The following is a 26057-nucleotide window of genomic DNA, read 5'->3' as shown; positions in this document are numbered from 1 at the left end:
GAGGATTTAATCAGGAAGCAGATTTCAGGATAGCAGGACAGCGCTCCTCAAACACCGTTGGCGCGAGATATTTACACCAGGAATGCCGGCGCACCGTGTTGTAACGAGTACACCAGCGGAAAACATCCCGGCGGCAGATCAACTGGTTCGCAAAGGTCTTGGAATCTTGAAGGACTTCCCGCTTCATCGCGGCATTGAAAGACTGAAGCCAACGCGTTATCCGCACTGGTCCCGATTGATCCCATCGACTCCCCTCGATACCCAGGTCCTTGCAGGTGTCCTGGAATGCATGAGAGGTATAAACACTGCCGTGATCTTCAGTGGAAAATCGCCCCAGTCAGGCTTCCACGCTGGCCCTTGGCCATGGTCAGTGCGTCCTGCACCAGGGAGGTACGCATGTGATCTGCGATAGAAAAACCCACCAACCTGCGGGAATAGCAGTCAATGACGGTGGCCAGGTACATATTCGACCCATCCGCGATCGGCAGGTAAGTGATGTCCCCGACGTACACCTGATTCGGCTTCTCAGCAGTGAACTTCCGGCCCACCAGATCAGGAAACACTGGTTTCTTCTGATCCGACACGGTGGTGGTGACCTTGCGTTTCTTCGTGTAGCCAAACAGCTTCAACGACCGCATGATCCTCGCGACCCGCTTGTGATTTACGGGGTCATGATCGGCCTGGTCTTTGAGTTGAAGCGGTAATCCGCTTGGCACCATAGCAACCTTTTTCAGCAGTGAAGACCGTCTTGACCCGGACACCGAGGAGGGCGTCGGACATGAGGCGTTTGCTGCGTGCTGAACTGCTGTTTTTCCATTTGTAATAGGAGGACCTGTTGAGTTTCAACACCTCGCATAACCGCTTAACTTCAGTGGTTCTTCTGGGCGTCATCAACGAACCGGAAGCGGATCTAAAGTCTCGTCTCTTCCGCGAAATACTTTGCTGCCTTGGCGACAGGATGTCGCGTTCCTCCCGGAGTTTGCGGACTTCGCGTTCCAGCTTTCGGATCCGCTCGGCTTCGTTCACGGAGGTTGGCGAGGGTTTTTCAGTGGCAGCCGCGGTGCCGTATTTTTTCACCCAGTTCGCTAACGTGGCTCGGTTGATCCTTCAGATCGGTGGCGATGGTCTGGATTGAGGCGCCGTCGGAGTTCTCGTACAAGGCGACTTCCGTCGCGCTTGAACTCCTCTGTGTAGGTCTTGCTTGGCATGGTGGCAGATTACCTTTCGGTCCCAGATTGTTGGGATGTTAGGTGTCCACCAAACGGGGGTCAGGTCCCTCGCACCAGTATTTCTCTCCATCCGAGGCTAGGCAAAGGAAAGGTTTACTCCCGGTATTGTGTGCTATCCGAATTGGTACTTGAACGAAAGGTCTACGCCTCCGGGCATCAAGACTGATGATGTTGTTGGGCAACTCACTCATAATAGACAATTCTTATATTTCCCAGTCGTATATTTCCCGAATCCGCTTGTCATAGCTTACGGGCTCAGAATGGGCGAGATGGGGGAACTTTAAATCTGGAAGAACCATCCCGCTACGGCCCTGGGGGCACATTACAACTTCGCCTTTTTAAAACTAGCGCTCTCATGAAACCCCAGAGAGGTATTGTTAACTCTGGTCGGCTACCTGCAGGACCGTATACAAAAAGTACATAGAGACGATTCATTCGTTCTCGCTGGTTGCGCCTTATCTAAAGATGATTTTGTCTAAGTCTATTTATACGCATTCGCTCTTCACGAATGAGATGTTCATGGATAGTTGAATTGGACTTAGCGGCATCAGGGCGGGCGTGCTTAGGGCTGTCTGCGAACTAGGGGGCCACAGGTCAGATCTAGTGCAAGACATGGCAGTTCAATCGTTGAGCTGGTGGACCAGGAACTGCCACTGTCCGGGCGGGGAATCCAGCATCTGGTCCTCATCATCGCCCATGGCCTGTTCAATGGCGGAGAACTCCACCCGGCCCTCCAGCCACAGGTTCTTCATTGTGGCGAGTCACGCGAGGGCCTGGGGGTGGGTGGTTCGTCGAAAAGCGCGGTGAACGGTGCGGCGAAGGTGGGCACCCGCGTGCCTGCCAATCTCATTCATCGACGTGGCGTGACACCGCTGCCGGGTGTCGGCGGCCTTCCGGTCATAGACGTGCATGGTGTCCTCCCTGGCTGAACACACCACACTAGTTGGAGAACGCCGTGGACACCCGCACCGCCGCAGCATCCGAGCGCAGCACATCCTCGGAGTACTCCAGCACACGGTGGTTGTGCAGCTCGGTGATCCGCTGGATCCGCAGCAGCGGCATGGCGGGGCTCACGCCCAGGTGTTCCTGCTCGAAGGGGGTGGCCACGCCCGGGGCCAGGGTCTCCTCCTTGCGCGCCGGGGACAGGGACCAGTGACGGTCCAATAACTCCGCCAGGGACCCGTTGAGGTCCATGTGTGCGATGCCGGGCACCAGGTGGGCGGGGAAGTGGGAATCGCTGATCAACACCGGGGTGTCCGCGGCATGGTGGACCCGCACGATCCTCACCACCGGCTCCCGGAAGGGCACCCGCAGTTTCGCGGCGAGCGTGGCCGGGGCGTTGAACTCCTCCACCGTGAGCACCTCGGTCACCACCGCATGGCCGCGGGCATCAAGCTGGGGGAGAATGCCCCGACGGTGGGTGAGTTCCACCACGGGGCGGTTGCCCAGGACGAAACTACCCCCCGAGCGCCCACGTTTCCGGCCGATGACCCCATCCATCTGCAGCTGGTCCAGGGCCTGCCGCACCGTCATGCGTGCGACGCCGAACTCCTCGGCGAGGTCACGTTCCGCCGGCAACCGGTCGCCGGGGGAGAGGGCATTGGCCTCGATCCGGGCGATGATCTCAGCGGCGATCCGGGCGTAGGCGGGACCAGAACGGGAAGTCATGGTCCTTATAGTGCCGTCAACCCGGAGGTTGCGCAGCGCAAGGGGAGGGGGTGAAACCCCCACCCGGCGGCCGGGGTGCGTCAGCTGGCGTCGACCTCCCGGTTGCGCAGCGCACGGGCGACACGGTCGCGTTCCTCCGACACCACGCGCTTGAGACCCGCGGAGTGCTCCCCGGCCAGGAAATCATCCGCCAGGGCCAGTGCCTCGGCGGTGACGTTCCACGAGGGGTACAGGCCGGTGAGGATCTGCATGGCGATCTCATTGCTGAACGCCTCCCACACCGTCGGCGCGATCTCGAAGTAGGTGCCGGTGTAGTTGTTGAGCAGGTCAGCGGAACCGGTGAAGGTCAGGCCCTCGATGGTGTGGCGCAGCTCCAGGTTGCTGAAGGTGTTGTCGGCGGAGACCGCCTCGCCGTAGATGCTGGCCTTGTTCTCCGCGGTATTGACCGCCGCCCGGGCGCGCAGGGCCGACAGGTTGGAGGCAGACGAGCGGTCACGGGTGAGTTCCTCGGCGATGGCCGCATCCGGGTCCTCCACCGCGCCGTGGGCGATCAGGGCGGTCAGCGCCCACCAGCGCAGGTCGGAATCCACCTCGATGCCTGCCTCGGATCCGTCGAGAAGCCCCCGGAAGAACGCCACAGCGTCCTCATCCAGCGCCGTCTTGGCCAGCGTCTGGATGAAGGCGAGCTGGGTGTTGGTGTTGTCACCTGCCGTGCGCACCCCGTCGAGCAGGAGCTTTGCGACGACCGATTCCCCCTCAGCCTTCACCCACTCCGGATCGGCATAGTTCTTCAACGCCGAGACCGCCTGGGTCAGGATGCGTTCCAACACCGCGATCTCGGTTTCCGCGGAGGCACCCCGGGCCACCAGCGCGATGAAATCACGGGCCTTCATCTGGCCTGCGCGGGTCATCTCCCAGGCCGCAGACCACGCCAGGGTGCGTGGCATCGGATCGACAAACTTGTCAATATGGTTGACCACGAAATCCAGGGACCCCTGATCCAGATCCAGCAGGGCGTAGGTCAGATCATCATCATTGACCAGGACGACATCAGCCTTGTCCACACCGATCAGCTCCGGCACCGCGGTGGAGGCACCGTCGATGTCCAGTTCGACCTGTTTGAAGCGGGTGAGCTGGTCGTCGATAAGCGTGTAGAGCCCCACCGCGATGCGGTGGGTGCGCAGCTCACCCGCGCCGGGGACGGCACCGGTCTGCACGACGTTGAAGGAGGTGTAGGTGCCGTCCTCGACGGTGAAGTCCGCGGAGAGGGTGTTGATGCCGGTGGTCTTGAGCCACTCGCTGGCCCACCCCGACAGGTCACGGCCCGAGGCCTGCTCGAGGGCGGACAGCAGATCATCGAAGGTGGCATTGCCCCACGCGTGGTTGGCGAAGTGCCTGCGCACACCGGCGAGGAACTCCTCCCGACCGACATAGGCCTGCAGCTGCTTGAGCACCGACGCGCCCTTGGCGTAGGTGATGCCGTCGAAGTTCTGCTCCACGGTCTCGATGTCGTGGCTGTCCGAGGACACCGGGTGGGTGGAGGGCAGCTGATCCTGCTGATAGGCCCAGGACTTCTCCACATTGGCAAAGGTGACCCACGCGCTGGTGTACTCGGTCTCCTCGGCCTGGGAGATCACCGCCGACCAGGTGGCAAACGACTCATTGAGCCACAGATCATCCCACCAGCGCATGGTGACCAGATCACCGAACCACATGTGTGCCAGCTCGTGCAGGATGGTCTCCGCGCGACGCTCATAACGGTAGCGCGTGGCCTTGGAGGCGAAGACATACTCATCGCGGATGGTCACCGCACCGGCGTTCTCCATCGCGCCGGCGTTGAACTCCGGCACGAAGATCTGGTCATATTTGCCGAACGGGTAGGCCACCCCGAAGTTGCGGTGGTACCAGTCAAAACCCTGCTTGGTCTCGGTGAAGAGCCGCTCCGCATCGAGGTGCGGGGCCAGGGAACGACGGCAGAACAGACCCAGCGGGACGGTGAGTTCGGTGGGCTGACCGGCGGGGGTCTCGGGGTGGTGGGTGAGCTGGCCGGCCCAGGTGTCGTGCACCTCGTGGTAACGCCCGGCGCAGATAGCCACCAGGTAGGTGGAGATGGGGTAGTCCACCTCGGAGACATGGGTGTCATACTCCGGGTGCTGGGTGGACACCTCCTGCTCCGCATTGGAGATGACCTTCCAGCCCTTCGGGGTGGTGATGTGGAAATCATAGGTGGATTTCAGATCCGGCTGGTCGAAGCAGGCGAACACCCGCTTGGCATCGGCGGTTTCAAACTGGGTGTACAGGTAGACCTCATTGTCGGCCGGATCCACCATCCGGTGCAGGCCCTCACCCGTGCGGGAATAGGGGATGGTGGCTGCGACCCGCAGGGTGTGCTGCCCGGGCGTGAGACCACGCAGGGTGATGCCCGGGGTCTCGTCATAGCCGTTCACACCCAGGGTGATGGCGCGGTCGCGGATGTCCACCCCATCGAGGTAGACCTCATCCACAGTGGCGGCACGCAGATCGATGAAGGTATCACCCGCCTCACGGACGGTGAAGCTGACCACGGTGATGGAGGTGAACACATCCTCCCCGGTGAGATCCAGGGAGATTGAGTAATTCTCCACACTGAGCAGCCAGGACCGCTCGTCCGCCTCGGTCCTCGTGAGATTGATTGACGTCATGTACCGCTCCTGGTGGTTGGGGAAACTTCGGGGAGGTGCCGGCGTGACGACGGGAGATGGTGCCCCATTCCCCGAATACAACCCGACACCTGTGATGACACCACGATACTTCCGGCCTAGGCTTGGGTGCCACGTACCCATGTTCTAAAAGGATAGGAAGAAACCACCCATGGCCGAGAAAGTCACATTCTGGTTCGACACGAGCTGCCCATTCGCCTGGGCGACCTCCCGCTGGATCAAGGAGGTGGAGAAGGTCCGTGACATCGAGGTCGCCTGGACCCCGATGAGCCTGGCCATCCTCAACGACGGCCGTGACATCCCCGCAGACTACGCAGACATGATGAAGGCCAACTGGGGTCCCGCCCGTGTCTTCGCCGCGGTGGCCACCAAGGAACCGGAGAAGGTCGGGGACCTCTACACCGCAATCGGCACCCGCGTCCACCATGAGGGCAGGCCTGAGGTGCGCAACGATTACGGTGCCTACAACGAGGTGATCGCCGAAGCCCTCGCCGAGGTCGGCCTGGATGCCTCCTACGCCGAGGTTGCCGATACCGAGGAATGGGATGATGCACTGCGCGCCTTCCACCAGTCCGCCATGGATGAGGTCGGCGATGATGTGGGCACCCCGGTGATCAAGCTGGGCGACACCGCCTTCTTCGGGCCTGTGATCACCCGCATTCCGACCGGGGAGGAAGCCGGGGAGATCTTCGACGCCTCCGTCCGCCTCGCCGCCTTCCCCTACTTCTTCGAACTCAAACGCTCCCGCACCGAAAGCCCGCAGTTCGACTAATCCATAGGTGGTCACCCACGGTGGTTTCGCTCCAGTAGACTAAACCGCATGCGCGTATACCTTGGAGCAGACCACGCTGGTTTCGAAACTAAAAATGCAATTGCAGAGCACCTCAAGGCCCACGGCCACGAGGTGATCGACTGCGGAGCCCACACCTACGACCCCGACGATGACTACCCGGCCTTCTGCATCGAAGCAGCCAACCGGACCGTCAACGACCCCGGTTCCCTCGGCATCGTGCTGGGTGGATCCGGTAACGGTGAGCAGATCGCCGCGAACAAGGTCAAGGGCGCACGCTGCGCACTGGCCTGGTCCGTGGAGACCGCCCGCCTGGCACGTGAACACAACAACGCGAACCTGATCGGCATCGGTGGCCGCATGCACTCCACCGAGGAGGCACTCGAGATCGTCGATGCCTTCCTGGATCAGGAGTGGAGCAACGCGGAGCGCCACCAGCGACGCATCGACATCCTCTCTGATTATGAGCGCACCGGTGTCGCACCGGTTGTCCCCAACGAGTAAGCAATAGGCAGATAATCAGTCTCGACAGAGTTGAAGGCCGGAGGGAAAGGTTCCTCCGGCCTTTGGTTATGTGTTAGGTGGCATCCAACCGCACCCCATCCGGGTGGGATGCAGGATGCCGTGGTGATGGCGCGTTAGAAATCGAAGTCGAAACCGCCGCCGTCGAAGAATCCTCCGCCGTCACCGCCGAAGAACCCGCCGCCGTCACCACCCATGTCGCCGCCCATGTCGCCACCGGCATCGCCCATGTCTCCGCCACCGTCACCCATGTCGCCGCCGGCATCTGCCAGACCGTCTTCGTATCCTTCGCCATAACCGCTTTCAAAAGCCTGTGCGGAGTACCCCACACCCGCCATCCCACTGAACAGGGCAGAGAACATGAAGACCGAACCGGCGGTCCAGATACCCGTGCGCAGGGCGCTGGCCCACCACGGCTCTGAATACCAACCCGCGGGAACCGGGCGGCCTGCAACATTGCCACCCGGGTAGTAGTTCGGGGTGGCATCCGTGGCCACCGGGGAGGCCGTGATGGAACGACCATCCTGCTCAATGGTGCGGGTCTCGGTCACGCGACCTGCATTGCGCTGACCCTCCAGAGGCGGCAGTTCAGGACCCGCAGGCATGCCCATGATCTCACGCGCTGCATTCATGTAGTGGAGACCCTCAAGTGCGGACTCCCTGGCCAGTTCAGCCTGGCGCACCGTCTGGGCGGTGCTGATCTGGGAGGATGCGGCATTGTAGCGCTCGGAGGCATCAGCGATGGCCTGTGTGGAGGCGGCATCATTTCCGGCGATGGTGAGCACCTGCGAACCGAGACGTTCGATCCACCGACGCGCATCAGCCTGGGCATCCTCGAACTTCTGTGCTTCCTGCTTCTTGGTGTTGTTGCCCGACATTCTGGAGGCGATGAACACACCACCTCCGACGACGATTGCAATTAGGAGTAGTGCTTCCACTAATTCTTCAACTCACTCAGATCTCCTGGCCGACCGATGAACGATTCCACATGCAACCGCACACAATCGGCGAAATGTTCTTTACACCCTGCCCAACGAAGAAAACGACCGGATAGTTCCCCTGAAACCTCCAGGGCCTGCCCCCAGCTCCTGATGCTCTTCCGGGGAGAATCGGACGTGGGGGTGGGAAGAGAAAAACCACCGCATTCACCTGGGTGAATGCGGTGGTTGGGTGATGAACCCCGGAGGGTTCTACTGGGTGACTGAATCCTCTGAACCGACACCGACTGTGGTCAGGCCCTTATTGCCTGCAGCTCGTTCGTCGACCCATTCACGAATAGTCTGTGAATCCCACAGAGTTAAACCGTGGAGCTTAGCGACGGGCTTAGGTGCCCGTCCACGTCCGGCATAACTGGTGAAGGTGCCGCGGGCTGTGCCGGAAAACTCTGCACACTCAATGGCGGTCCACAGCTCTCTTCCTGATTCAGCATCAATGATGGTTGGCTTCATGACCGATAGATTACGCCACCAATGGCAGTTGTGTCGAAAACGTGAGCGTAAGGCAACAATGATGGGGAAAAATCGTTTGATTATTGGTGCTACAAGCTAAATCCATGGCTTGAGCAGTGAGTATAAACCGATAATGATATCCCAGTCCGCAGCCAGTTTTTTCAGGCTATTTCCAGAAATGACAGGTGTGGAGGGTTGATCTGACGCAATCCGTCCGATCGGTGTATGCAGTGTCGGAAAATGCGCGTGGAAAGAGGAAAGCGGAAATGTGGTCTTGGTCACGAGTGGCATGCGGGGGCCTGTGGAGTGTGTTTCTGTGAATCTACTACCACCTTTTCAGCCCTTTTGTGGTGACCCCAATTGTGGGGGATTGTTGTTGCGGAGTGGTAGCAAACTTATGTTTCCTAAAGAACATTTTAAGGAAATGTTGTATTGCTTTTGACGACACTCTGTCGTGGCTGGCGGGCCGGTGGGACTGGGCGGCCCTGTCGTGGGGTGAGGGGTGCTGGGCGTGTGGGCAGGGGAATTGCCTGCCGGGGGTCTGGGGTTTGGCCTGCGGATTTTTACCTGTTGTGATTTTGGGCTAACATGATCCCAGACCGAACCGGGTGCGCCCATATTCGGTTGTGGGAATGTCGTATAATGGCTATTACCTCAGCCTTCCAAGCTGATGACGCGGGTTCGATTCCCGTCATTCCCTCAGGGTAAATCCCCCAGGCCAATCAGGCTGGGGGATTTTGCGCTTCCTGTATGTGGGCTTTCTATTTAATCGTTCTGTTTAAACGGTTATGACGCTGTGTTTTGCCCCACGTTTGGTCGGTGGTGCCCCATATATACAGGGACAGTCTGTATGAAGGTGTGTTCCGTGGTGGTGCAGGTATGCATTGTGGGGTCCTTTGGGTGGCATTTATCCCCTCTTTCCTGCTGGTTCCTTCCCTGGCAGGGGGTCGTTTAGGTGAAATCACCATGACCATGTACACTTTCAAATCGAACCACAGAACGCATCAGGGTTTATCACTGCCATTTATGTGGTGGGATTCACCATGTGCCCTTGTGGGGAAAAATTAATATCGGGGCGTGGCGCAGTTTGGTAGCGCACCTGCTTTGGGAGCAGGGGGTCGCAGGTTCAAATCCTGTCGCCCCGACTTGAGGACGAGCCCGGTTTCGGACGAACGCGAAGAAAATCGCAGATCGTCGGAAACCGGGCTTGTTTTTGAATTTACTGAGTTTCAATCCTATCCGACCACCCAGGAGATTTCCTCGTGAAGAGTTCCGTCGAGCAGCTGAGCGACACCCGTGTAAAGATCACCGTTGAAGTTCCCTTCGAGGAACTCAAGCCTGAACTTGATCAGGCTTACGCTGCACTCGCTCAGCAGGTCCAGATCCCTGGTTTCCGTAAGGGCAAGGCTCCCCGTCAGCTTATCGACGCACGCTTCGGTCGTGGCCCTGTTCTGGAGCAGGTCGTCAACGACATGCTGCCGACCCGCTACGGCCAGGCCATTGAAGAAAATGACATCAAGGCCATCGGCCAGCCTGATGTTGAGATCACCAAGATCGAGGACAACGAGGTCGTCGAGTTCACCGCTGAGGTTGACGTCCGTCCGGAGATCACCCTCCCAGACTTCTCCGCCATCAACGTCGAGGTCCCTGCAGTCACCGTTGATGACGCAGCTGTCGACGAGGAGCTCGAGAGCCTCCGCGCTCGTTTCTCCACTCTCAAGGATCACAACCACAAGCTGAAGAAGGGTGAGTTCGTCACCCTGAACCTGTCTGCATCCGTGGACGGCGAGAAGGTTGAAGAGGCCACCACCGAGGGCCTGTCCTACGAGATCGGCTCCGGCGACCTGATCGACGGCCTGGACGAGGCTCTTCTCGGCCAGAAGAAGGACGACACCGTCGAGTTCACCACCGAGCTCGCTAACGGCGATTACCAGGGCAAGGAAGCCGTGGTCACCGCCGAGATCACCGCCACCAAGCAGCGTGAGCTGCCCGCGCTTGACGACGAGTTCGCTCAGCTGGCCTCCGAGTTCGACACCATGGAAGAGCTCCGCGAGTCCACCAAGACCCAGGTCGAGACCCGTCTGAAGAACGAGCAGGCCGCCAACATCCGCGATGAGGTTCTCAAGGCCGCACTGGAGTCCTCCGATTTCGCCCTGCCGAACTCCATCGTCGAGGAGCAGGCCCACTCCCAGCTGCACCAGCTGCTCGGTGAGCTCGCACACGACGACGCTGCACTGAACTCCGTTCTGGAGTCCCAGGGCACCACCCGGGAAGAGTTCGAGAAGCAGAACCGTGAGGATGCCGAGAAGGCTGTCCGCACCCAGCTGTTCCTCGACGTGCTCGCTGAGACCGAGGAGCCTGAGGTCTCCCAGCAGGAGCTGACCGATCACATCCTGTTCACCGCACAGAGCTACGGCATGGACCCGAACCAGTTCATTGGCCAGCTGCAGCAGTCCGGTCAGATCGCTAACCTCTTCGCTGATGTCCGTCGTGGCAAGGCACTGGCCCAGGCCATCTGCCGTGTCAACGTCAAGGACTCCGAGGGCAACGAGATCGACCCCAAGGACTACTTCGGTGAGGAAGAAGTCGCCGAGGACAGCAACGACGAAGCAGCTGACCAGGAGTAGAATCCCCCAGCACTAAAGCCCAGCAGACAAATGTGTGCTGGGCTTTTGCCATGCCTGGAAAGGCCAGGGGAACCACCCCGAAACGCTGTTAGCGAACAGAGGCGGTGTCCCGGAAATACGCGGGTAGTCTGGTGACATTGAAACCGACGTACCCAAAAACAATTCACTTGTAGGAGTTGACACATTCATGAGCGATAACCTCAACATGACGGCACCGGGCGCAGGGACCGGTTACAGCGGCGACATCTTCGACCGTCTGCTGCGCGAGCGGATCATCTTCCTGGGCAGCCAGGTCGATGATGAGATCGCCAATAAGCTGTGCGCCCAGATCCTGCTGCTGTCCGCCGAGGACCCCACCAGGGACATCTCGCTGTACATCAACTCCCCCGGTGGCTCTGTCACCGCCGGCATGGCCATCTACGACACGATGAAGTACTCCCCGTGTGACATTGCCACCTACGGCATGGGTCTCGCCGCCTCCATGGGACAGTTCCTCCTCTCCGGTGGCACCCCGGGCAAGCGCTACGCCCTGCCACACGCACGCATCATGATGCACCAGCCCTCCGCCGGTGTCGGCGGTACCGCGGCCGACATCGCGATCCAGGCAGAGCAGTTCGCCCAGACCAAGCGCGAGATGGCCAAGCTCATCGCCGAGCACACCGGCCAGACCTTCGAGCAGGTCACCAAGGACTCCGACCGTGACCGCTGGTTCACCGCCGAGCAGGCCAAGGAATACGGACTCGTCGATCATGTGATCACCCTCGCCGAGGGCCCGATCAGCAACTAGGCACACGGAAACTTCAAGGAGATTATTCAAATGAGCAACGGATTCCAGATGCCTTCGTCCCGTTACGTGCTGCCTTCCTTCATCGAGCAGTCCGCCTACGGCACGAAGGAGACCAACCCCTACGCCAAGCTGTTCGAGGAGCGCATCATCTTCCTGGGTACCCAGGTCGATGACACCTCCGCCAATGACATCATGGCTCAGCTGCTCGTGCTTGAGGGCATGGACCCCGATCGCGACATCACCATGTACATCAACTCCCCGGGCGGTTCCTTCACCGCCCTCATGGCCATCTACGACACCATGCAGTACGTCCGCCCGGATGTCCAGACCGTCTGCCTGGGTCAGGCAGCCTCCGCAGCAGCTGTTCTGCTGGCCGCGGGTGCACCGGGTAAGCGTGCTGCACTGCCCAACGCCCGTGTGCTCATCCACCAGCCGGCAACTCAGGGTACCCAGGGCCAGGTGTCCGATCTGGAGATCCAAGCAGCCGAGATCGAGCGCATGCGCAAGCTGATGGAGACGACCCTCTCCCAGCACACCGGCAAGACCCCGGAGCAGATTCGCATCGACACCGACCGCGACAAGATCCTCACCGCCGAGGGTGCCCTCGAGTACGGCATCATCGACCAGGTCTTTGATTACCGCAAGCTCAACACCTAAGCCCGCTTAGACACCGGAGGTGGCACATGCCCACCTCAACGAACTGCCCCCAGATACTGGATCTGATTCTTCAATCCGGATATCTGGGGGCAGTTTCATGTGGGCCCACATCGTCGATGTTACTGACCGGGGGAGACATCTTCTTCCCGTCGCTGGCGGGTTTGGCCTACGTAACGCCGCTTGTGCGACAGGGAGGGACGTGGGTGGAATACGTTTCATAGCGAGGACCGGCCCCCTGCTGGTGCAGGGGGCCGGTCGTGTCATGGCTGCTTAATCAGTATGGAGATCAGCTCTGTGGCTGGGGGGTGCGACGCGGTGCGACTGGTTCCCTGGAGGCGCTGGGCAGGGTGGAGATCGTGACCTCGGCGGGGGAACGCGGGATCAGGGCGGTGCAGATGGCACCGAGGATGGCGGCACCGGCGAAGATGAAGAAGGCGACGGTTGGTCCGAGGCCCATGCCGATGATCAGGCCACCGACGGCTGGCCCGACAATTCCACCGAGGCGACCGAAGCCTGCACACCAGGCCACACCGGCGGCGCGGCAGGCGGTGCCGAAGTAGTTGGAGGTGAGACCGTAGGTGAGCACCTGGGTGCCCAGCACGCCGATGCCGGCGAGTGCGATGGCGGTGTACATGAGAGGCCATGCGGAGATGAACGGCAGGGCGCCCAGGCAGAGTGCGGCGAGGAAGAAGGTGGAGGTGATGATGGTCTTAGCGCCGATGCGGTCAGCGAACCAGGAGGCGATAAGACCGCCGATAACCGCACCACCGTTGAGGAAGAGCAGGGAGTAGAGGGAATCGTGGGCGCTGGCGCCGTTGGACTCCATGATCTTCGGCAGCCAGGTGTTGAGACCGTAGGTGGACAGCAGTCCGATGAAGCTCATGGCACCGATCAGCAAGGTACCGGGCAGGTAGGCGCGGGAGAAGATGCCGGCGAAACCGGTGCGCTCGGTGGCTGCCGGGGCGGTAACCGCGACGGACTCGGAAGCAACCGGGGCGGGGGTTGAGGGAACGAAATCTGCAATGGGCAGACCCTTGCGCTCACACAGGGCGATAGCTTCTGCACGACGGCCACGCGACGCCAGCCAACGGGGGGATTCCGGCAGGGCGAACAGTGCCAGGGGGAACAGGAACAGCAGGGGGGTGGCACCGATGAAGAACAGTCCACGCCAGCCGAGGTAATCCTCGAAGAGCAGGGCGAAGACGGAGGCCATCACGCCACCGGCGGGGACACCGGAGTAGACGATGGCGTTGAAGAGGTTACGGCGGTTGCGCGGTGCGAATTCGGCGATGATTGCTCCACCGGTGGCGACGATCATGCCGACACCCAGGCCGGTGAGGAAGCGCAGGAAGCCGAACATGGTGATGGAGGTGGCCATGGCGGTCAGTGCCATGCCGACGGAGAACCAGATGATTGCGGTGAGCATCACCTTGCGGCGGCCGACCCAGTCACAGATGGCGCCTGCGGTCAGTGCCCCGATCATGACACCGATCAGGGCGTAAGACCCCAGGGTGCCGGCGACGGCCGGGCTGAGTGCACCGATGTGGGATGGATCGTTCAGCAGAGTGGACAGGACCGCGCCGTAGATGACGAGATCATAACCGTCGAAGAGGATTGAGATGCCGACGATGGCGAGAACGGAGTAGACGGTGCGACGATGCCGTGGGCTTTGCCAGACATCGGGGGAAGAGGTGGCCATGACGCCCTCCTTTGGACGGTGAGTGATCTTTTCATCACCCTGAGCAGGTGATCTGATTCACAAGTCAATCCTGTGGTGCCGTCTTAATAAACTAGGGAACCCCCTAAAGACTTCTAGGGGGTCATTGTCCGTTGCTGTTTTTGCTGCTAGGCGGGGTGCATAATCCGGGTAACAGATCATCTCCCGGGCTGTTCGTGCCGGTTTAACTGGGATTATCCGGCGGGATGAAGGCGGAGCGGAGGCGGTCGGGCGTCGATAAGCACCCCGCTGCGGCGACCGCCCGCTAGAGGGTGGCCCGGTACTGCTCCAGAGCATCCCGCAGCTCCATGCGGGTGCGGATCTGGAGCTTCCGGTACACACGGGTCAGGTGGTATTCCACCGTCTTGGGGGAGAGGAAGAGCTCGTGGGCGACCTCCCGGTTCGAGTTGCCGTCGGCGACAAGCAGCGCAATCTCGTATTCCTGCGGGGTCAGGCCACCGGTTTTGCCCGACCGTGGCCCCAGGCCACCGACACGACGTTCGCGGTTGGCCATGGACACCAGTGCATTGGCACCCATCTCCTGGAACATCGAGGAGGCACGGGCGAAAATCTCATCGGCGCGCCGGCGCTGCCCCTGCCTGCGCAGTGCCTGGCCGTACTCGAAGAGGATCCGTGAACGGTAGAAGGGCAGCGTCAACCCGTCGAGCATGTCCAGGGCCTCCTCGAAACGTGCGAGGCCCCTGCTCACATCCCCGTGATGGATCATCAACATCGCCTCGGGAACGGCAATTTTCGCCTTCACGGACATGATATCGGTGGTGCGGTAGCTGTCGATGGTGGATTCGACCACCTCCGTCGCACGCTCGATATTGCCCATGCGGATGAGGTTGGTGGCGTGGATGTCCTCCCACGGCCAGAAACCCGGCTGGCTGATGTTGTGGTTCGCGGCGATCTTCTCCATGGTGCCGCCCGCGATCCGGGCGGCCGCCATCTCATTGCGACGCGAGTACACCCACATCCGACACATGGCCGAGGGGATGGACTGGATTACAAAGGAATCCTGATCGGAGCTCAGGCGACTGAGGTAATGGCGCGCCAGATCATTGTTACCCTTGGCGGTGGCTACGGTCGCACCGGTCCACAACAAAAGGGGCTCGAGGAAGCGGATACCGAACTGTTCGGCGCGGGCCAGACCCACCTCCACGGTCCGCAGGGCTGATTCCCACTCACCGAGGATGAGCTGCGCGCGTGCCAGCCACGCATCCTGCCACAGACTGATGCGCTCGGAGCCACTGATGAAGGTGCGGCGTTCCAGTTTCTGGCGCGCGGTGATCGGATTGTCATGGATCAGGTTCAACCAGCCCATGGCCATGTGGCGGCGCTGCGCATGCAGGGTGGTCTCACCGGGGATGGGGGCATCCTCGGGGAGCTTGCCATCAATGATCGATTGGCCGATCAGTGAGATCGCCTGTGCCTCAACCTTCTCCCCGGCGTCCTCATCAGACCAGTCGATGGCCCGGTTAGCCCAGAGAAGAAGCTCCTCCGGATCCCAGTCGAGGAGGTTGAGCAGCACCTTCCTGGCTGCCAGGCGGGGTCCGTGGATCGGGTCGATGGGGTCCTGCGCGAGGATCGCCTTCGCGGTCCGGTCCAGAAGGCTGCGGGCCTCCGATTGCCGGCCCTCATGGATGGCGAGATAACCCAGCATGGAATCCTGCTGGATCCCATGCTCACCGAGATCCAGTGTGGCGGCCCGGATGCGGGCCTGTGGCAGGTCGGAGGCGGAGATCAACGCGTCGATGGACTCCAGCATGTAGCGGTCCGCCTCCTCAGAGTAGGCGGTCCGGTTCGTGGCCAGCGACAGAGCGTGTGCGGCCTCCATCCACCGCCCGCTGCGTCCCAGTGCCAGACCCCGCTCGGCCAGCGCCTTGACCGCGGGGCTGTCCGGTTCCGTGGCCGCGAAGGCCTCGTGCTGGAGGGCCTGGTCGATCTGGTCGAAGGAACGGTAGTACTGCGCTGCCTTCAGATGCAGATCGGTGAGCACCTTCAACGGAGTCCGGGAGCGGATCACTGCCCGGTCCGTCGGCAGCGCCAGGTCCAGCGTGGGGGGACCATCGAGCGGCAGGATGGTCAGCAGATTATGCCTGACCGCCTCATCGCAGGCGGCCCCATCAGGATCATCGGCCAGCTTCTTGATCAGATCGATGGGGCCACCACCCGGTAGCACGGAGGTGGCCAACAGGACCGGCCACAGATCCATTCCCCTGATGCGGCGGGAGAGATTGCTCCACCAGCTTTCCGGAATGGGCACATTCGGATTGGTCTGTTTCCAGTGATCGGGGGAGACGGCGTGCAGGACCTCCAGCACATGCCCGAAGACCCCACCGGTGATTCTCTGGATGTCCGTGGCGGTGGAGGCGGTGATCCGACCACGCACTGTGGTCAGCGCCACCTGCCTGATCTCCTCGATGCTCATCGGGGGCAGCACATAGGTGACATCGGCCAGATCCTGGAAGTTCAGGGAACTGCCGTCCAGATTGGGGGTCTGCCCCTCCAGCCCAATGAGGATGAGAACGAACCTGCCGGAGACCATCCGGCGGCTGAACTCGATGAGTTTATGCAGGGATTCCTGGTCCGCCCAGTGGACATCATCGACGATGACCACCGTTGACGCCCCGCGGCGGTCGATCACACCGCGGATGGCATTGGATGACGAAGCCCCCAGCTTGTGTCCGATGTGGGTGAGCAGTGCCCGCTGGGAATCCTGCAACCAGGACAGTGCTGACACCTTCACCACGGACCAGCCGGGGAGCAATTCGGTCAGGCTCGAGGCGAACTCGGATTTTCCCGCACCGTGCCGCCCCCCGATATAGAACAACCTGCCCTCGCAGTCCGGGAGCTTCAGGATGGCAGAGGACATCTGCTCCAGAATGATCGAACTGCGTGGCAGGAAGGTCTGAGAAAAGGAGGGGGTGAACGGCACGGACGAAACCATGCCTAGATTCTAGCCCTAGAGGTCACTCAGGAATCCAGGCATGGATGTGCTAACCCTGGTCGCCTCCACCCACGGGCAGCACGGTGCCGGTGATGTAGGAGGCCTCCTCGGAGGCGAGGAAGCAGATCGGTGCGGCCTGTTCCTCCAGGGTGGCGTAGCGGCGCATGTGGCTGGAGTTGATCGTCTGGTCGACGATCTCCTGATACCACTGCTGCTCCTTCTCACCCTCCGGACCCGGACCGCGTTTGACCTTACGCTCCGGGGCCAGGGTGCCACCCGGAGCCGTGGCGACGACACGCACATTGTGGTGCGCGGCCTCATGGGCAAGCGCCGAGACGATGCCGTTGACCCCGCCCTTGGCCGCCGCATACGGCACCCGGTTGATGCCACCGGTGGCGATGGACGAGACATTGACGATGGTGCCGCCACCATTTTTGATCAGGCACGGCAGGGTCGCACGACACATCCACAGGGTGGGGAAGAGGCTGCGCTGGATCTCCTTGGTGATCTCCTCCTCGGTGTACTCCTCGAAGGGCTTCGCCCAGATGGTGCCACCGACATTGTTGATCACGATGTCCAGGTTCTTGAACTTCGTGCGCGCGAACTCAATCGACTGCTGGGCACCCTCATAGGTTTCCAGATCCGCAGTGACGGAGTCCACGGTTCCCTTACCCACGCCACGCAGCTGCTCGGCGACCTCATGCACGAGCTCGGAGCGGTCGACGAGCACCAGGTTGCCATCCTCGTAGGCGATGCGGTGGGCGACGGCGAGGCCGATGCCCTGCGCAGCACCCGTGACGATGATGCTCTGGCCGAAGAACCGCTCGGCCGTGATGTGGGTGGGTGGGCCTGAGATCCCCTGTCCTACAGGTGCGTTCATTCAGACTCCGCCTTCCGCATGGTCTCAATGCCGTGCTGCGCGTGGGTGCGGATGATCTCACGGGCCTTCTCGATGTCCTTGGCTGCGACTGCGTCGACAAGCTCAAGGTGCTCGGTGGCGATGTTGGGATCGATCCACTCCGCGCCGGGCAGCGCCTTCTTCATCTCGGTGATCACGGTGAGGTTCTGGTAGGCACCCATCAGTGCGGAGTTGTCCGCACGACGGAACAGGAACTCGTGGAAGTCCGCATTCGCCTCGGTGAACTTCTCCGCGTCGATGATGCGGTCACCATCGATGAAGGAGTTCGCGGTCTCGGCCAGGGTACGGAAACGCTCGATGTCGCGGTCGCCCAGCTTGCGGATCGCCAGCTCCAGGGCACCCAGTTCGAGGGCCATACGGGCCTCCAGCTGGGACTCGGAGTCCGGACGGGACACGTGGACCTCACCGGTGGTCATACCCGGGGTGGAGACCTCCACCACGGAGCGCTCCTCGCCGTCACGGGCGGACTCGACGGTTTCGGTGGTGACCTCGACATCGGTCTTGCCCGGGGTGCCGGCAGCGGAGGTGAACTTCTCGTAGTAGAAGTCCAGCGGCGGGTTCTCCAGGGTGCCGAAGAACTGACGCACGGCCTCGACCATCGGTGGCGGGCCACAGAGGTAGACGTCGGTGTCCTCGTCCGGCTCGTACTCACCGGTCAGGTGCGCCGGGACGTAACCCTTGCGCTCATGGTTGGACGCATCATCGGAGATGACCGTGATGTAGTCGAAGTCCTTGATCTTGTCCTTGAAGGAGTCGATGCGGTCGAGCTCCACCAGGTCATGATCGAAGGTGGCGCCGTAGACCATGCGGATCGGGACGTCGAGAAGCTCATCGGTGGCGAGCTTCTCCAGGATGGCCAGGATCGGGGCCAGACCGGTGCCACCGGCGAGCAGCAGGATCGGACGGACCGGCTCACGTAGGAAGAACGAGCCCATCGGGCCGGTGAGTTCCAGCTTGTCACCGACGGCGGCCTGCTCATCCAGGTAGGTGGTCATGAGACCACCCGGGGTGTTCTTGATGAGGAAGCTGACCTTGTCATCCTCGGTGGAGGAGGAGAAGGAGTAGGAACGGGTCTGGCCCGTCCCGGGAACCTCGATGTTCATGTACTGACCCGGCAGGAAGGCCAGATCAGAACGGTTCTCCAGCTCAATGGTGATGCCGAAGGTGGAATCGGACAGGCGGTTCAGCTCAACCAGCTCACCGGTGAAGGTGGCGGCGCCTGTCTTAGCCAGAACCGAGGTGGTGGCGATCTGGAGGATCAGATCGGTGCGGGGGAACATCTGGCAGGGCAGGCAGTAACCCTGCTCAGCCTCGTCCTCGGAGAGGGCATCCTCGATGTAATCGCCCTCTTCGTAGTCGCCAGACTCGCAGAACGCCTTGCAGGTTCCGCAGGCGCCATCGCGACAGTCGAAGGGAATATTGATGCGTGCCTGGTAGGCGGCATCGGCAACAGTCTGCTCGTCCTCGCATTCGATGAAACGAGTGATTCCGTCTTCGAAAGCCAGTGCAACTTGGTGGGACATGGGGTGGCTCCTAGACGTGATAGATATCGATGACGTGGTGAATGTAGTCGTTCTGGAGAACGACCTTCTTCTTGGTGATCTTCATCGACTCACCACTGGTGTCGATGGTCAGGAAGGTGTTTCCGTAGTACATGTCGGTGTTGTTGTACCGGAAGTAGTTGGTGATCCAGTTGAAGCGGATGTCCACCTCACCGTCACGCTGCTCCAGGATCTCCACGTTGGAGATGTTGTGGACGGTGCGTGGCTCCGGCAGGGAGGTCGCGGAGGAACGCTCGGTGCGGATACGGAACACACGGTCCTCGAGGCCACCGCGGTTCGGGTAGAAGATCAGGGAGATCTCGGACTGGGGATCTTCGGTGAGCTCACCGTTGTCGTCCCAGGCCGGCATCCAGAATTCTGCGTCCTCGCGGTAGCACTGCAGCCAGTCCTCGAAACGGCGGTCGTCGAGGAGGCGGGCTTCATAGTAGAGGAAATCTTCAATGTCGTTGCGGGTGACCTGCGCAGCAGTGGTGGTCATGGGTTTCTCCAATGAAAGTCGGAATAAGGGAGGGGAATCAGGAAATTCGAGAGGGGATTAGCCACTGAAATTAGCCGCGGGAGCGGCGACGGCGGCGGGGCTGCTCGCCGGTGCTGGCCTTGGCTGCAGCCTTGGCTGCCTCACGGGCCTGAGCTGCTGCGCGGGTGACCTCAGCGGTGGCGAGGTCATCGTTGGCTTCCTTCTCCTGGATGCTCTGGGCGTTGACAGCCCTCTGCATGAGGTCGTGCCAGTAGTGGTGCTGGACCGGGTAGAGTCCCTCATCCTCGGTGCGGGCACCGGAGGAGAGCACCTCGTTCATGCCCAGGCCCTTGGCGACCTCGTTGGGCCCCTCGATCTGGTGGCCGAGTCCGCGGGTCATGTCGTTCCATGGGAAACCGGTGGCCAGGTAGGTCTTCTGGCAGGAGCGGAACTCCTCCAGGTCATCCGGGGTGGCCATGCCGGTGGCGTTGAAGAAGTCCTCGTACTGGCGGATGCGGTTGGCGCGTGCCTGTGCAGACTCACCCTTGGGGGCGATGCAGTAGATGGTCACCTCGGTCTTGTCCACGGAGATGGGACGGAAGTGACGGATCTGGGAGGAGAACTGGTCCATGATGTAGACGTTCGGGTACAGGCACAGGTTGCGGGATGCGCCGACCATGAACTCGCCCTTCTCCTCGCCGAACTTCTCCTTGAGCTCGTCACGGCGATCGTAGAGTGGGCGGTCCTCCGGGTTGCCCCACCACATCCACAGCAGCATGTGGCCGTTGGGGTAGGAGAAGTAACCGCCACCCTGCTTACCCCAGGTGCCGGCATCCATGGCCTTGGTCTCGTTGGCGGACTCGCCGGTGCCACGGCGGGAGGTGGTGGCTGCGTAGTTCCAGTGGGTGGAGGAGACGTGGTAGCCGTCAGCGCCGTTCTCGGTCTGCAGCTTCCAGTTGCCGTCGTAGGTGTAGGTGGAGGAGCCACGCAGCACCTCGAGGCCGTCCGGGGACTGGTCGACCAGCATGTCGATCACGGTGCGGGTGTCGCCGAGGTGCTCCTCGAGGGAGACAACGTCGGGGTTGAGGGAACCGAAGAGGAAACCACGGTAGGACTCGAACTTGGGCACGCGACGCAGGTCGTGGGAGCCGTCCTTGTTGAAGTTCTCCGGATACGCCCCGTCCTTCTCATCCTTGACCTTGAGCAGGGCACCGTCGTTGGAGAAGGTCCAGCCGTGGAAGGGGCAGGTGAGGGTGGTGCGGTTGTCGGTCTTGCGACGGCACAGCATGGCGCCGCGGTGGGAGCAGGCGTTGATCAGGCAGTTGAGCTCGCCGTCCTTGGAGCGGGTGATCATGATCGGCTGGCGGCCCATGTAGGTGGTGAAGTAGTCACCGGGGTTTGGGATCTGGGACTCATGTGCCAGGTAGATCCAGTTGCCCTCGAAGATGTGGCGCATCTCCAGCTCGAAGATCTCCGGATCGGTAAAGATGTTGCGGTTGACGCGAACAATGCCCTCCTCGGGGCGGTCCTCGAGTGCGCGGTCCAGGGTGTTCTGGACGCTTTCAAGGTTAACGATAGGGGTGGACATGTTGTACCTCCGTGAGTTGCTGATGAGGGGATTGCCAACCGTTTTCCCAGGTGTCGCGCCTTGCGCATTGTCTCCAGCGGCAGGTGACAGGGTGGAAATGCAGATGGTGCTCTGGTGGCGTAGTACCCACTATGCACCACCCATGACCTGAATCACATTAGGGAAAAACCTAGGGTTACATCGGGGGTTCTTGTTCGCAGAGTGAATTATTGTACGAAAAGCGATTCTGCGACCAGCGATAATGTCGCTCTGCGCCCGTGAAATGGTCTGAAAGTGTCACATTGGGCCAAAAGTGACCTCTTGACTCCCATCATGAATGGGGCCACAGTAGTGATATCCAGTTGGACGGATCACATGACGGGTCGGAAGCGTCACGTGAAACGAGAAGACTGCTGGACCTCAACTCGCCGGGCGGGCGGGGTGGAGTGGGCATTTCCCTCCCATCACCCCCGCCTTGCCCCCGCACTAAGGAGTATCAAGATGACTTCGGTCGAGAATCAGACTGTTGATCCCACTGCCCACGACTCGGGCAACAAGGCCACCGAGAAGTTCAAGGCGCAGCGCGTGTCTTCTGACACCTCCAAGGAGCGTGCCAACGCGATCTACACCGATCTGCTGGCCGCCATCGCTGAGGTTGCCCACAAGCACGAGGTCACCTACGAAGAGTACGCAGTGCTCAAGCAGTGGATGATCGATGTCGGCGAGTACGGCGAGTGGCCACTGTGGCTCGACGTCTTCGTGGAGCACGAGATCGAGGAGATCAACTACAACCGCCACGACTACACCGGCACCAAGGGTTCCATCGAGGGCCCGTACTACGTCGAGAACTCCCCGAAGCTCCCATGGAACGGTGAGATGCCGATGCGTGACAAGGACAAGGCCTGCACCCCGCTGTACTTCGCTGGCCAGGTCACCGACCTCGACGGCAATGGTCTCGCCGGCGCCGAGATCGAGCTGTGGCACGCCGATGAGGATGGCTTCTACTCCCAGTTCGCACCGGGCATCCCCGAGTGGAACCTGCGTGGCACCATCGTCACCGACGAGGAGGGGCGCTACAACATCAAGACTCTGCAGCCTGCTCCGTACCAGATTCCTCACGACGGCCCCACCGGCTGGTTCATCGAGTCCTACGGTGGACACCCATGGCGTCCAGCCCACCTCCACCTGCGCGTTTCCCACCCGGGTTACCGCACCATCACCACCCAGCTGTACTTTGAGGGTGGCGACTACGTCGAGAACGACGTGGCAACCGCTGTGAAGCCTGAGCTCATCCTCCACCCGGAGGCGAAGGAGGACGGCAACCACGTCCACTACCCATTCGTCCTGGACAAGGAAGACTAGAACTCTCCGCCCTTTGCTTGAAGTCCCGATCACCGTTTTTCCGGTGTCGGGACTTTGGCCGTATTGAAAGTGATTTGATGGCTGACCTGACTATCAACCGAGTTGAATCCCGAATCCTCGATGTTCCCCTCATCCGTCCCCACGGTTTCGCCACCACCACCTCCACCGTGCAGCACATCCTCCTGGTGAGCGTGCACCTGGACAACGGCGTGACCGGTTACGGTGAGGGCGTTGTCCCCGGTGGTCCCTGGTGGGGTGGCGAGTCCGTCGAGACCATGAAGGCGCTTGTCGACGGCTACCTCGCCCCCGTACTCGTGGGCCGCGAGGTCTCCGAGCTGGCCGGCATCATGGCCGACCTGGAGCGCGTCGTCGCCCGCGGTCGGTACGCGAAGGCCGCCGTGGACGTCGCAATGCACGATGCCTGGGCGCGTGCCCTGAACGTGTCCGTCCGCGACCTGCTCGGTGGCACCGTGCGCACCGAGCTCGACTGCACCTGGGCACTGGGCGTGCTGCCCCTCGAGGTGGCTGTCGAGGAGATCGAGGAGCGTATCGCCACCTGGGGTAACCGTTCCTTCAAGCTGAAGATGGGTGCCGGCGAGCCCGCCGAGGATACCCGTCGTGTGGCTGAGCTTGCCCGCGAGGTCGGTGACCGGGTGTCCCTGCGCATCGACATCAATGCCCGCTGGGACCGCCTCACCGCGCTGCGCTACCTGCCCGAGCTTGCCGACGCCGGCATCGAACTCTTCGAGCAGCCGACCCCGGCCGATGACCTGGAGACCCTGCGCGAGATCACCCGCCGCACCAACGTCTCCGTCATGGCCGATGAGTCCGTCTGGACCCCCGCCGAGGCACTCGCCGTGGTCAAGTCCCAGGCCGCCGATGTCATTGCGCTGAAGACCACCAAACACGGTGGTCTGCTGGAGTCCAAGAAGATCGCCGCCATCGCCGAGGCCGGGGGACTGGCCTGCCACGGTGCCACCAGCCTGGAGGGCCCGATCGGCACCGCCGCCTCCCTCCAGTTCGCCGCTTCCACCAAGGCGGTGTCCTACGGCACCGAGCTGTTCGGTCCGCAGCTGCTCAAGGACACCTACGTGGTCCAGGACATCGAGTACCGCGACGGCCTGGTCATTGTTCCTCAGGGTCCGGGTCTGGGCGTTGAGCTGGACATGGACAAGATCAACTTCTACACCCGCAACTAAGGAGCTTCAATGCTGTTTCTGGCACGTATGGATGTCCACTTCCCCGAGTCGATGACCCAGGAGGTCATGGCTGACTACCAGGCCCGTGAGAAGGCCTACTCCGGTGATCTGCAGTCACGCGGAATCATGAAGGCCATCTGGCGCGTGGTGGGGGAGTACGCCAACTACTCCATCTTCGATGTCAATGACCATGATGAGCTGCACTCCATCCTCGGCGGCTTCCCCATGTTCAAGTACATGGATGTCAAGATCACTCCGCTGGCCAAGCATCCCAATGCCCTGGAGTACTACCTGTTCGACTAGTTGTCGCACGGGATCATTAAGGGGGAGGTGTCACCACCCGGTGGTGACACCTCCCCTTATCTTTACCCTAAACCCTTATGCACACCCCTAGTTAACCCCTTGGTACCCCCAAAGCTGCTGGTGGTCACCCCACGCCCCTGCGCCCATCTGTCCGCTCTGCGAACTCCTTGTCTGTGCTGTGGAAACTCTCTACTTTGAGATCTACATCACTGGATAAGAAAGGCCCCCGTAATGGAGATTCCACACTTCGCGCCGACGGCCGGGCAGTACGCCCCCCTGCACTTCCCCGAATACCGCACCACCATCAAGCGCAACCCCAGCAACGATCTCATCATGATCCCGGACCGCCTGGGTGAGTCCACCGGGCCGGTCTTCGGTGATCGTGACCTCGGCGGCATCGACAATGACATGACCAAGGTCAACGGTGGCGAGGCCATCGGCCAGCGCATCTTCGTCCACGGACGCGTCCTCGGCTTCGACGGCAAGCCGGTGCCCCACACCCTCGTGGAGGCCTGGCAGGCCAACGCCGCCGGACGCTACCGTCACAAGAACGACTCCTGGCCAGCCCCCCTGGACCCGCACTTCAACGGTGTGGCCCGCACCCTGACCGACAAGGACGGCCACTACAGCTTCTACACCGTCATGCCGGGCAACTACCCGTGGGGCAACCACCACAACGCCTGGCGTCCGGCGCACATCCATTTCTCCCTGTACGGCCGCCAGTTCACCGAACGCCTGGTCACCCAGATGTACTTCCCGAATGATCCCCTGTTCTTCCAGGACCCGATCTACAACGCCGTGCCCAAGGGCGCCCGCGAACGCATGATCGCCGTCTTCGACTACGACGAGACCCGCGAGAACTTCGCCCTGGGATACAAGTTCGACATCGTCCTGCGTGGCCGCAACGCCACCCCCTTCGAATAGCAGCCGCCCCTTTCAACAGAAACAGGAATCACCGCAATGATTGACACCGGGAAGAACGGCGAGTTCCGTTACGAGCAGTCCACCATCACCGACCAGGATGAGGCCGAGTTCGGCATCACCCCGTCCCAGACCGTCGGCCCCTATGTCCACATCGGCCTGAGCCTCGAGGATTCCCACCTCATGGTCGAACCGGGCACCGAGGGCGCGATCGAACTCGAGATCACCGTGGTTGACGGTAACGGCGATCCCATCGCGGATGCCATGTTCGAGATCTGGCAGGCAGGCCCCGACGGGGTGCATAACTCCGACCTGGACCCCAACCGCACCACCCCGGCCACCGTCGACGGTTTCCGTGGACTCGGTCGCGCCATGGCGGATGCCAACGGTGCCGCCACCTTCACCACCCTGACCCCGGGTGCGGTGGGCGACGAGGCCCCCCACTTCAAGGTCGGCGTGTTCGCCCGTGGCATGCTGGAGCGTCTCTACACCCGCGCCTACCTCCCGGATGCCGATCTCAGCGCCGACCCGGTGCTGAGCGCCGTGCCGGATGATCGCCGCGACCTGCTGGTCGCCACCGCAACGGACAACGGCTACCGTTTCGATATCACCGTCCAGTCCGAACAGGGCGAGACCCCGTTCTTCGCCCTGTAGGATCCGTACTCTAGGC

General features: G+C 61.4%; 22 protein-coding genes, 2 tRNA genes and 1 pseudogene. 12 read left to right on the top strand and 13 right to left on the bottom strand.

The window, feature by feature from the left end; all coding sequences use genetic code 11:
- Positions 1 to 10: 10 nt before the first annotated feature.
- From CE_RS15005 to pepN, 4 genes and pseudogenes are all read right to left on the bottom strand, one after another.
- A pseudogene (locus tag CE_RS15005) lies at positions 11 to 1208 on the bottom strand (IS3 family transposase).
- Between the two features lie 641 nt (positions 1209 to 1849).
- On the bottom strand, positions 1850 to 1981 hold the full coding sequence (locus tag CE_RS15750; RefSeq protein ID WP_006768326.1) for a hypothetical protein: 132 nt from the start codon (positions 1979 to 1981) through the stop codon (positions 1850 to 1852).
- Positions 1982 to 2168: 187 nt separating this feature from the next.
- Entirely contained in the window at positions 2169 to 2897 is a 729-nt protein-coding gene (locus tag CE_RS11490; protein ID WP_006768324.1) for a GntR family transcriptional regulator, read from the bottom strand.
- An 80-nt stretch (positions 2898 to 2977) separates the two neighbouring features.
- The gene (gene pepN / locus CE_RS11485) at positions 2978 to 5578 is read right to left on the bottom strand and encodes an aminopeptidase N (protein ID WP_006768323.1); all 2601 of its coding nucleotides are present in this window, start codon (positions 5576 to 5578) and stop codon (positions 2978 to 2980) included.
- Between the two features lie 169 nt (positions 5579 to 5747).
- Here pepN and CE_RS11480 point away from each other — a divergent pair, with 169 nt between their 5' ends.
- Complete coding sequence (locus CE_RS11480; RefSeq protein WP_006768322.1) at positions 5748 to 6368, top strand: DsbA family protein; 621 nt, start codon at positions 5748 to 5750, stop codon at positions 6366 to 6368.
- 48 nt (positions 6369 to 6416) lie between these two features.
- Complete coding sequence (locus CE_RS11475; protein WP_006768321.1) at positions 6417 to 6890, top strand: ribose-5-phosphate isomerase; 474 nt, start codon at positions 6417 to 6419, stop codon at positions 6888 to 6890.
- 134 nt (positions 6891 to 7024) lie between these two features.
- On the opposite strand, the gene CE_RS11470 is transcribed toward CE_RS11475, so the two are convergent.
- From CE_RS11470 to CE_RS14995, 3 genes are all read right to left on the bottom strand, one after another.
- Positions 7025 to 7846: a hypothetical protein gene (locus tag CE_RS11470; RefSeq protein WP_011075862.1), complete on the bottom strand. Its 822-nt coding sequence runs from the start codon at positions 7844 to 7846 to the stop codon at positions 7025 to 7027.
- Between the two features lie 252 nt (positions 7847 to 8098).
- On the bottom strand, positions 8099 to 8356 hold the full coding sequence (locus CE_RS15000; RefSeq protein ID WP_006768319.1) for a helix-turn-helix transcriptional regulator: 258 nt from the start codon (positions 8354 to 8356) through the stop codon (positions 8099 to 8101).
- Between the two features lie 96 nt (positions 8357 to 8452).
- Positions 8453 to 8647, bottom strand: coding sequence for a hypothetical protein (locus CE_RS14995; RefSeq protein ID WP_006768318.1), 195 nt, complete (start codon positions 8645 to 8647; stop codon positions 8453 to 8455).
- Between the two features lie 337 nt (positions 8648 to 8984).
- Here CE_RS14995 and CE_RS11465 point away from each other — a divergent pair.
- The 5 genes from CE_RS11465 (at position 8985) to CE_RS11445 (ending at position 12427) form a co-directional block, all read left to right on the top strand.
- Positions 8985 to 9056 (top strand) — tRNA-Gly (locus CE_RS11465).
- Between the two features lie 371 nt (positions 9057 to 9427).
- Positions 9428 to 9501, top strand: a tRNA-Pro gene (locus CE_RS11460).
- A gap of 117 nt (positions 9502 to 9618) precedes the next feature.
- On the top strand, positions 9619 to 10983 hold the full coding sequence (gene tig / locus CE_RS11455) for a trigger factor (protein WP_006768317.1): 1365 nt from the start codon (positions 9619 to 9621) through the stop codon (positions 10981 to 10983).
- Positions 10984 to 11188: 205 nt separating this feature from the next.
- Positions 11189 to 11770, top strand: coding sequence for an ATP-dependent Clp protease proteolytic subunit (locus tag CE_RS11450; RefSeq protein ID WP_407921259.1), 582 nt, complete (start codon positions 11189 to 11191; stop codon positions 11768 to 11770).
- 30 nt (positions 11771 to 11800) lie between these two features.
- Complete coding sequence (locus tag CE_RS11445; RefSeq protein WP_006768315.1) at positions 11801 to 12427, top strand: ATP-dependent Clp protease proteolytic subunit; 627 nt, start codon at positions 11801 to 11803, stop codon at positions 12425 to 12427.
- Positions 12428 to 12713: 286 nt separating this feature from the next.
- Here CE_RS11445 and CE_RS11440 read toward each other — a convergent pair whose 3' ends face one another.
- From CE_RS11440 to benA, 6 genes are all read right to left on the bottom strand, one after another.
- Positions 12714 to 14126, bottom strand: coding sequence for an MFS transporter (locus CE_RS11440; protein WP_006768314.1), 1413 nt, complete (start codon positions 14124 to 14126; stop codon positions 12714 to 12716).
- Between the two features lie 283 nt (positions 14127 to 14409).
- Positions 14410 to 17097 carry a helix-turn-helix transcriptional regulator gene (locus tag CE_RS11435; RefSeq protein WP_006768313.1) on the bottom strand — a complete coding sequence of 896 codons (2688 nt, stop codon included), beginning with the start codon at positions 17095 to 17097 and terminating at the stop codon, positions 14410 to 14412.
- Positions 17098 to 17146: 49 nt separating this feature from the next.
- The gene (locus tag CE_RS11430) at positions 17147 to 17977 is read right to left on the bottom strand and encodes a 1,6-dihydroxycyclohexa-2,4-diene-1-carboxylate dehydrogenase (protein WP_006768312.1); all 831 of its coding nucleotides are present in this window, start codon (positions 17975 to 17977) and stop codon (positions 17147 to 17149) included.
- The gene (gene benC, locus CE_RS11425; protein WP_006768311.1) at positions 17974 to 19539 is read right to left on the bottom strand and encodes a benzoate 1,2-dioxygenase electron transfer component BenC; all 1566 of its coding nucleotides are present in this window, start codon (positions 19537 to 19539) and stop codon (positions 17974 to 17976) included. Before benC ends, CE_RS11430 begins: the two co-directional genes overlap by 4 nt.
- Before the next feature lie 10 nt (positions 19540 to 19549).
- A complete protein-coding gene (gene benB / locus CE_RS11420; RefSeq protein WP_006768310.1) occupies positions 19550 to 20056 on the bottom strand; it encodes a benzoate 1,2-dioxygenase small subunit in 507 nt (168 codons plus the stop codon).
- A 70-nt stretch (positions 20057 to 20126) separates the two neighbouring features.
- Positions 20127 to 21623: a benzoate 1,2-dioxygenase large subunit gene (gene benA, locus CE_RS11415; RefSeq protein ID WP_006768309.1), complete on the bottom strand. Its 1497-nt coding sequence runs from the start codon at positions 21621 to 21623 to the stop codon at positions 20127 to 20129.
- Positions 21624 to 22103: 480 nt separating this feature from the next.
- Here benA and catA point away from each other — a divergent pair, with 480 nt between their 5' ends.
- The 5 genes from catA (at position 22104) to pcaG (ending at position 26041) form a co-directional block, all read left to right on the top strand.
- A complete protein-coding gene (gene catA / locus CE_RS11410; protein WP_006768308.1) occupies positions 22104 to 22964 on the top strand; it encodes a catechol 1,2-dioxygenase in 861 nt (286 codons plus the stop codon).
- A 77-nt stretch (positions 22965 to 23041) separates the two neighbouring features.
- A complete protein-coding gene (locus CE_RS11405; protein WP_006768307.1) occupies positions 23042 to 24163 on the top strand; it encodes a muconate/chloromuconate family cycloisomerase in 1122 nt (373 codons plus the stop codon).
- A gap of 9 nt (positions 24164 to 24172) precedes the next feature.
- The gene (catC, locus tag CE_RS11400; protein ID WP_006768306.1) at positions 24173 to 24466 is read left to right on the top strand and encodes a muconolactone Delta-isomerase; all 294 of its coding nucleotides are present in this window, start codon (positions 24173 to 24175) and stop codon (positions 24464 to 24466) included.
- Positions 24467 to 24697: 231 nt separating this feature from the next.
- On the top strand, positions 24698 to 25390 hold the full coding sequence (gene pcaH, locus CE_RS11395; RefSeq protein WP_006768305.1) for a protocatechuate 3,4-dioxygenase subunit beta: 693 nt from the start codon (positions 24698 to 24700) through the stop codon (positions 25388 to 25390).
- 36 nt (positions 25391 to 25426) lie between these two features.
- Positions 25427 to 26041 carry a protocatechuate 3,4-dioxygenase subunit alpha gene (gene pcaG, locus CE_RS11390; RefSeq protein ID WP_006768304.1) on the top strand — a complete coding sequence of 205 codons (615 nt, stop codon included), beginning with the start codon at positions 25427 to 25429 and terminating at the stop codon, positions 26039 to 26041.
- The last annotated feature ends 16 nt before the right edge of the window (positions 26042 to 26057 follow it).

The sequence above is a fragment of the Corynebacterium efficiens YS-314 genome (assembly GCF_000011305.1).
GTDB lineage: Bacteria > Actinomycetota > Actinomycetes > Mycobacteriales > Mycobacteriaceae > Corynebacterium > Corynebacterium efficiens.
Note: the sequence above shows the minus strand (reverse complement) of the source record. Positions and strands in the feature narration are given on the sequence as shown.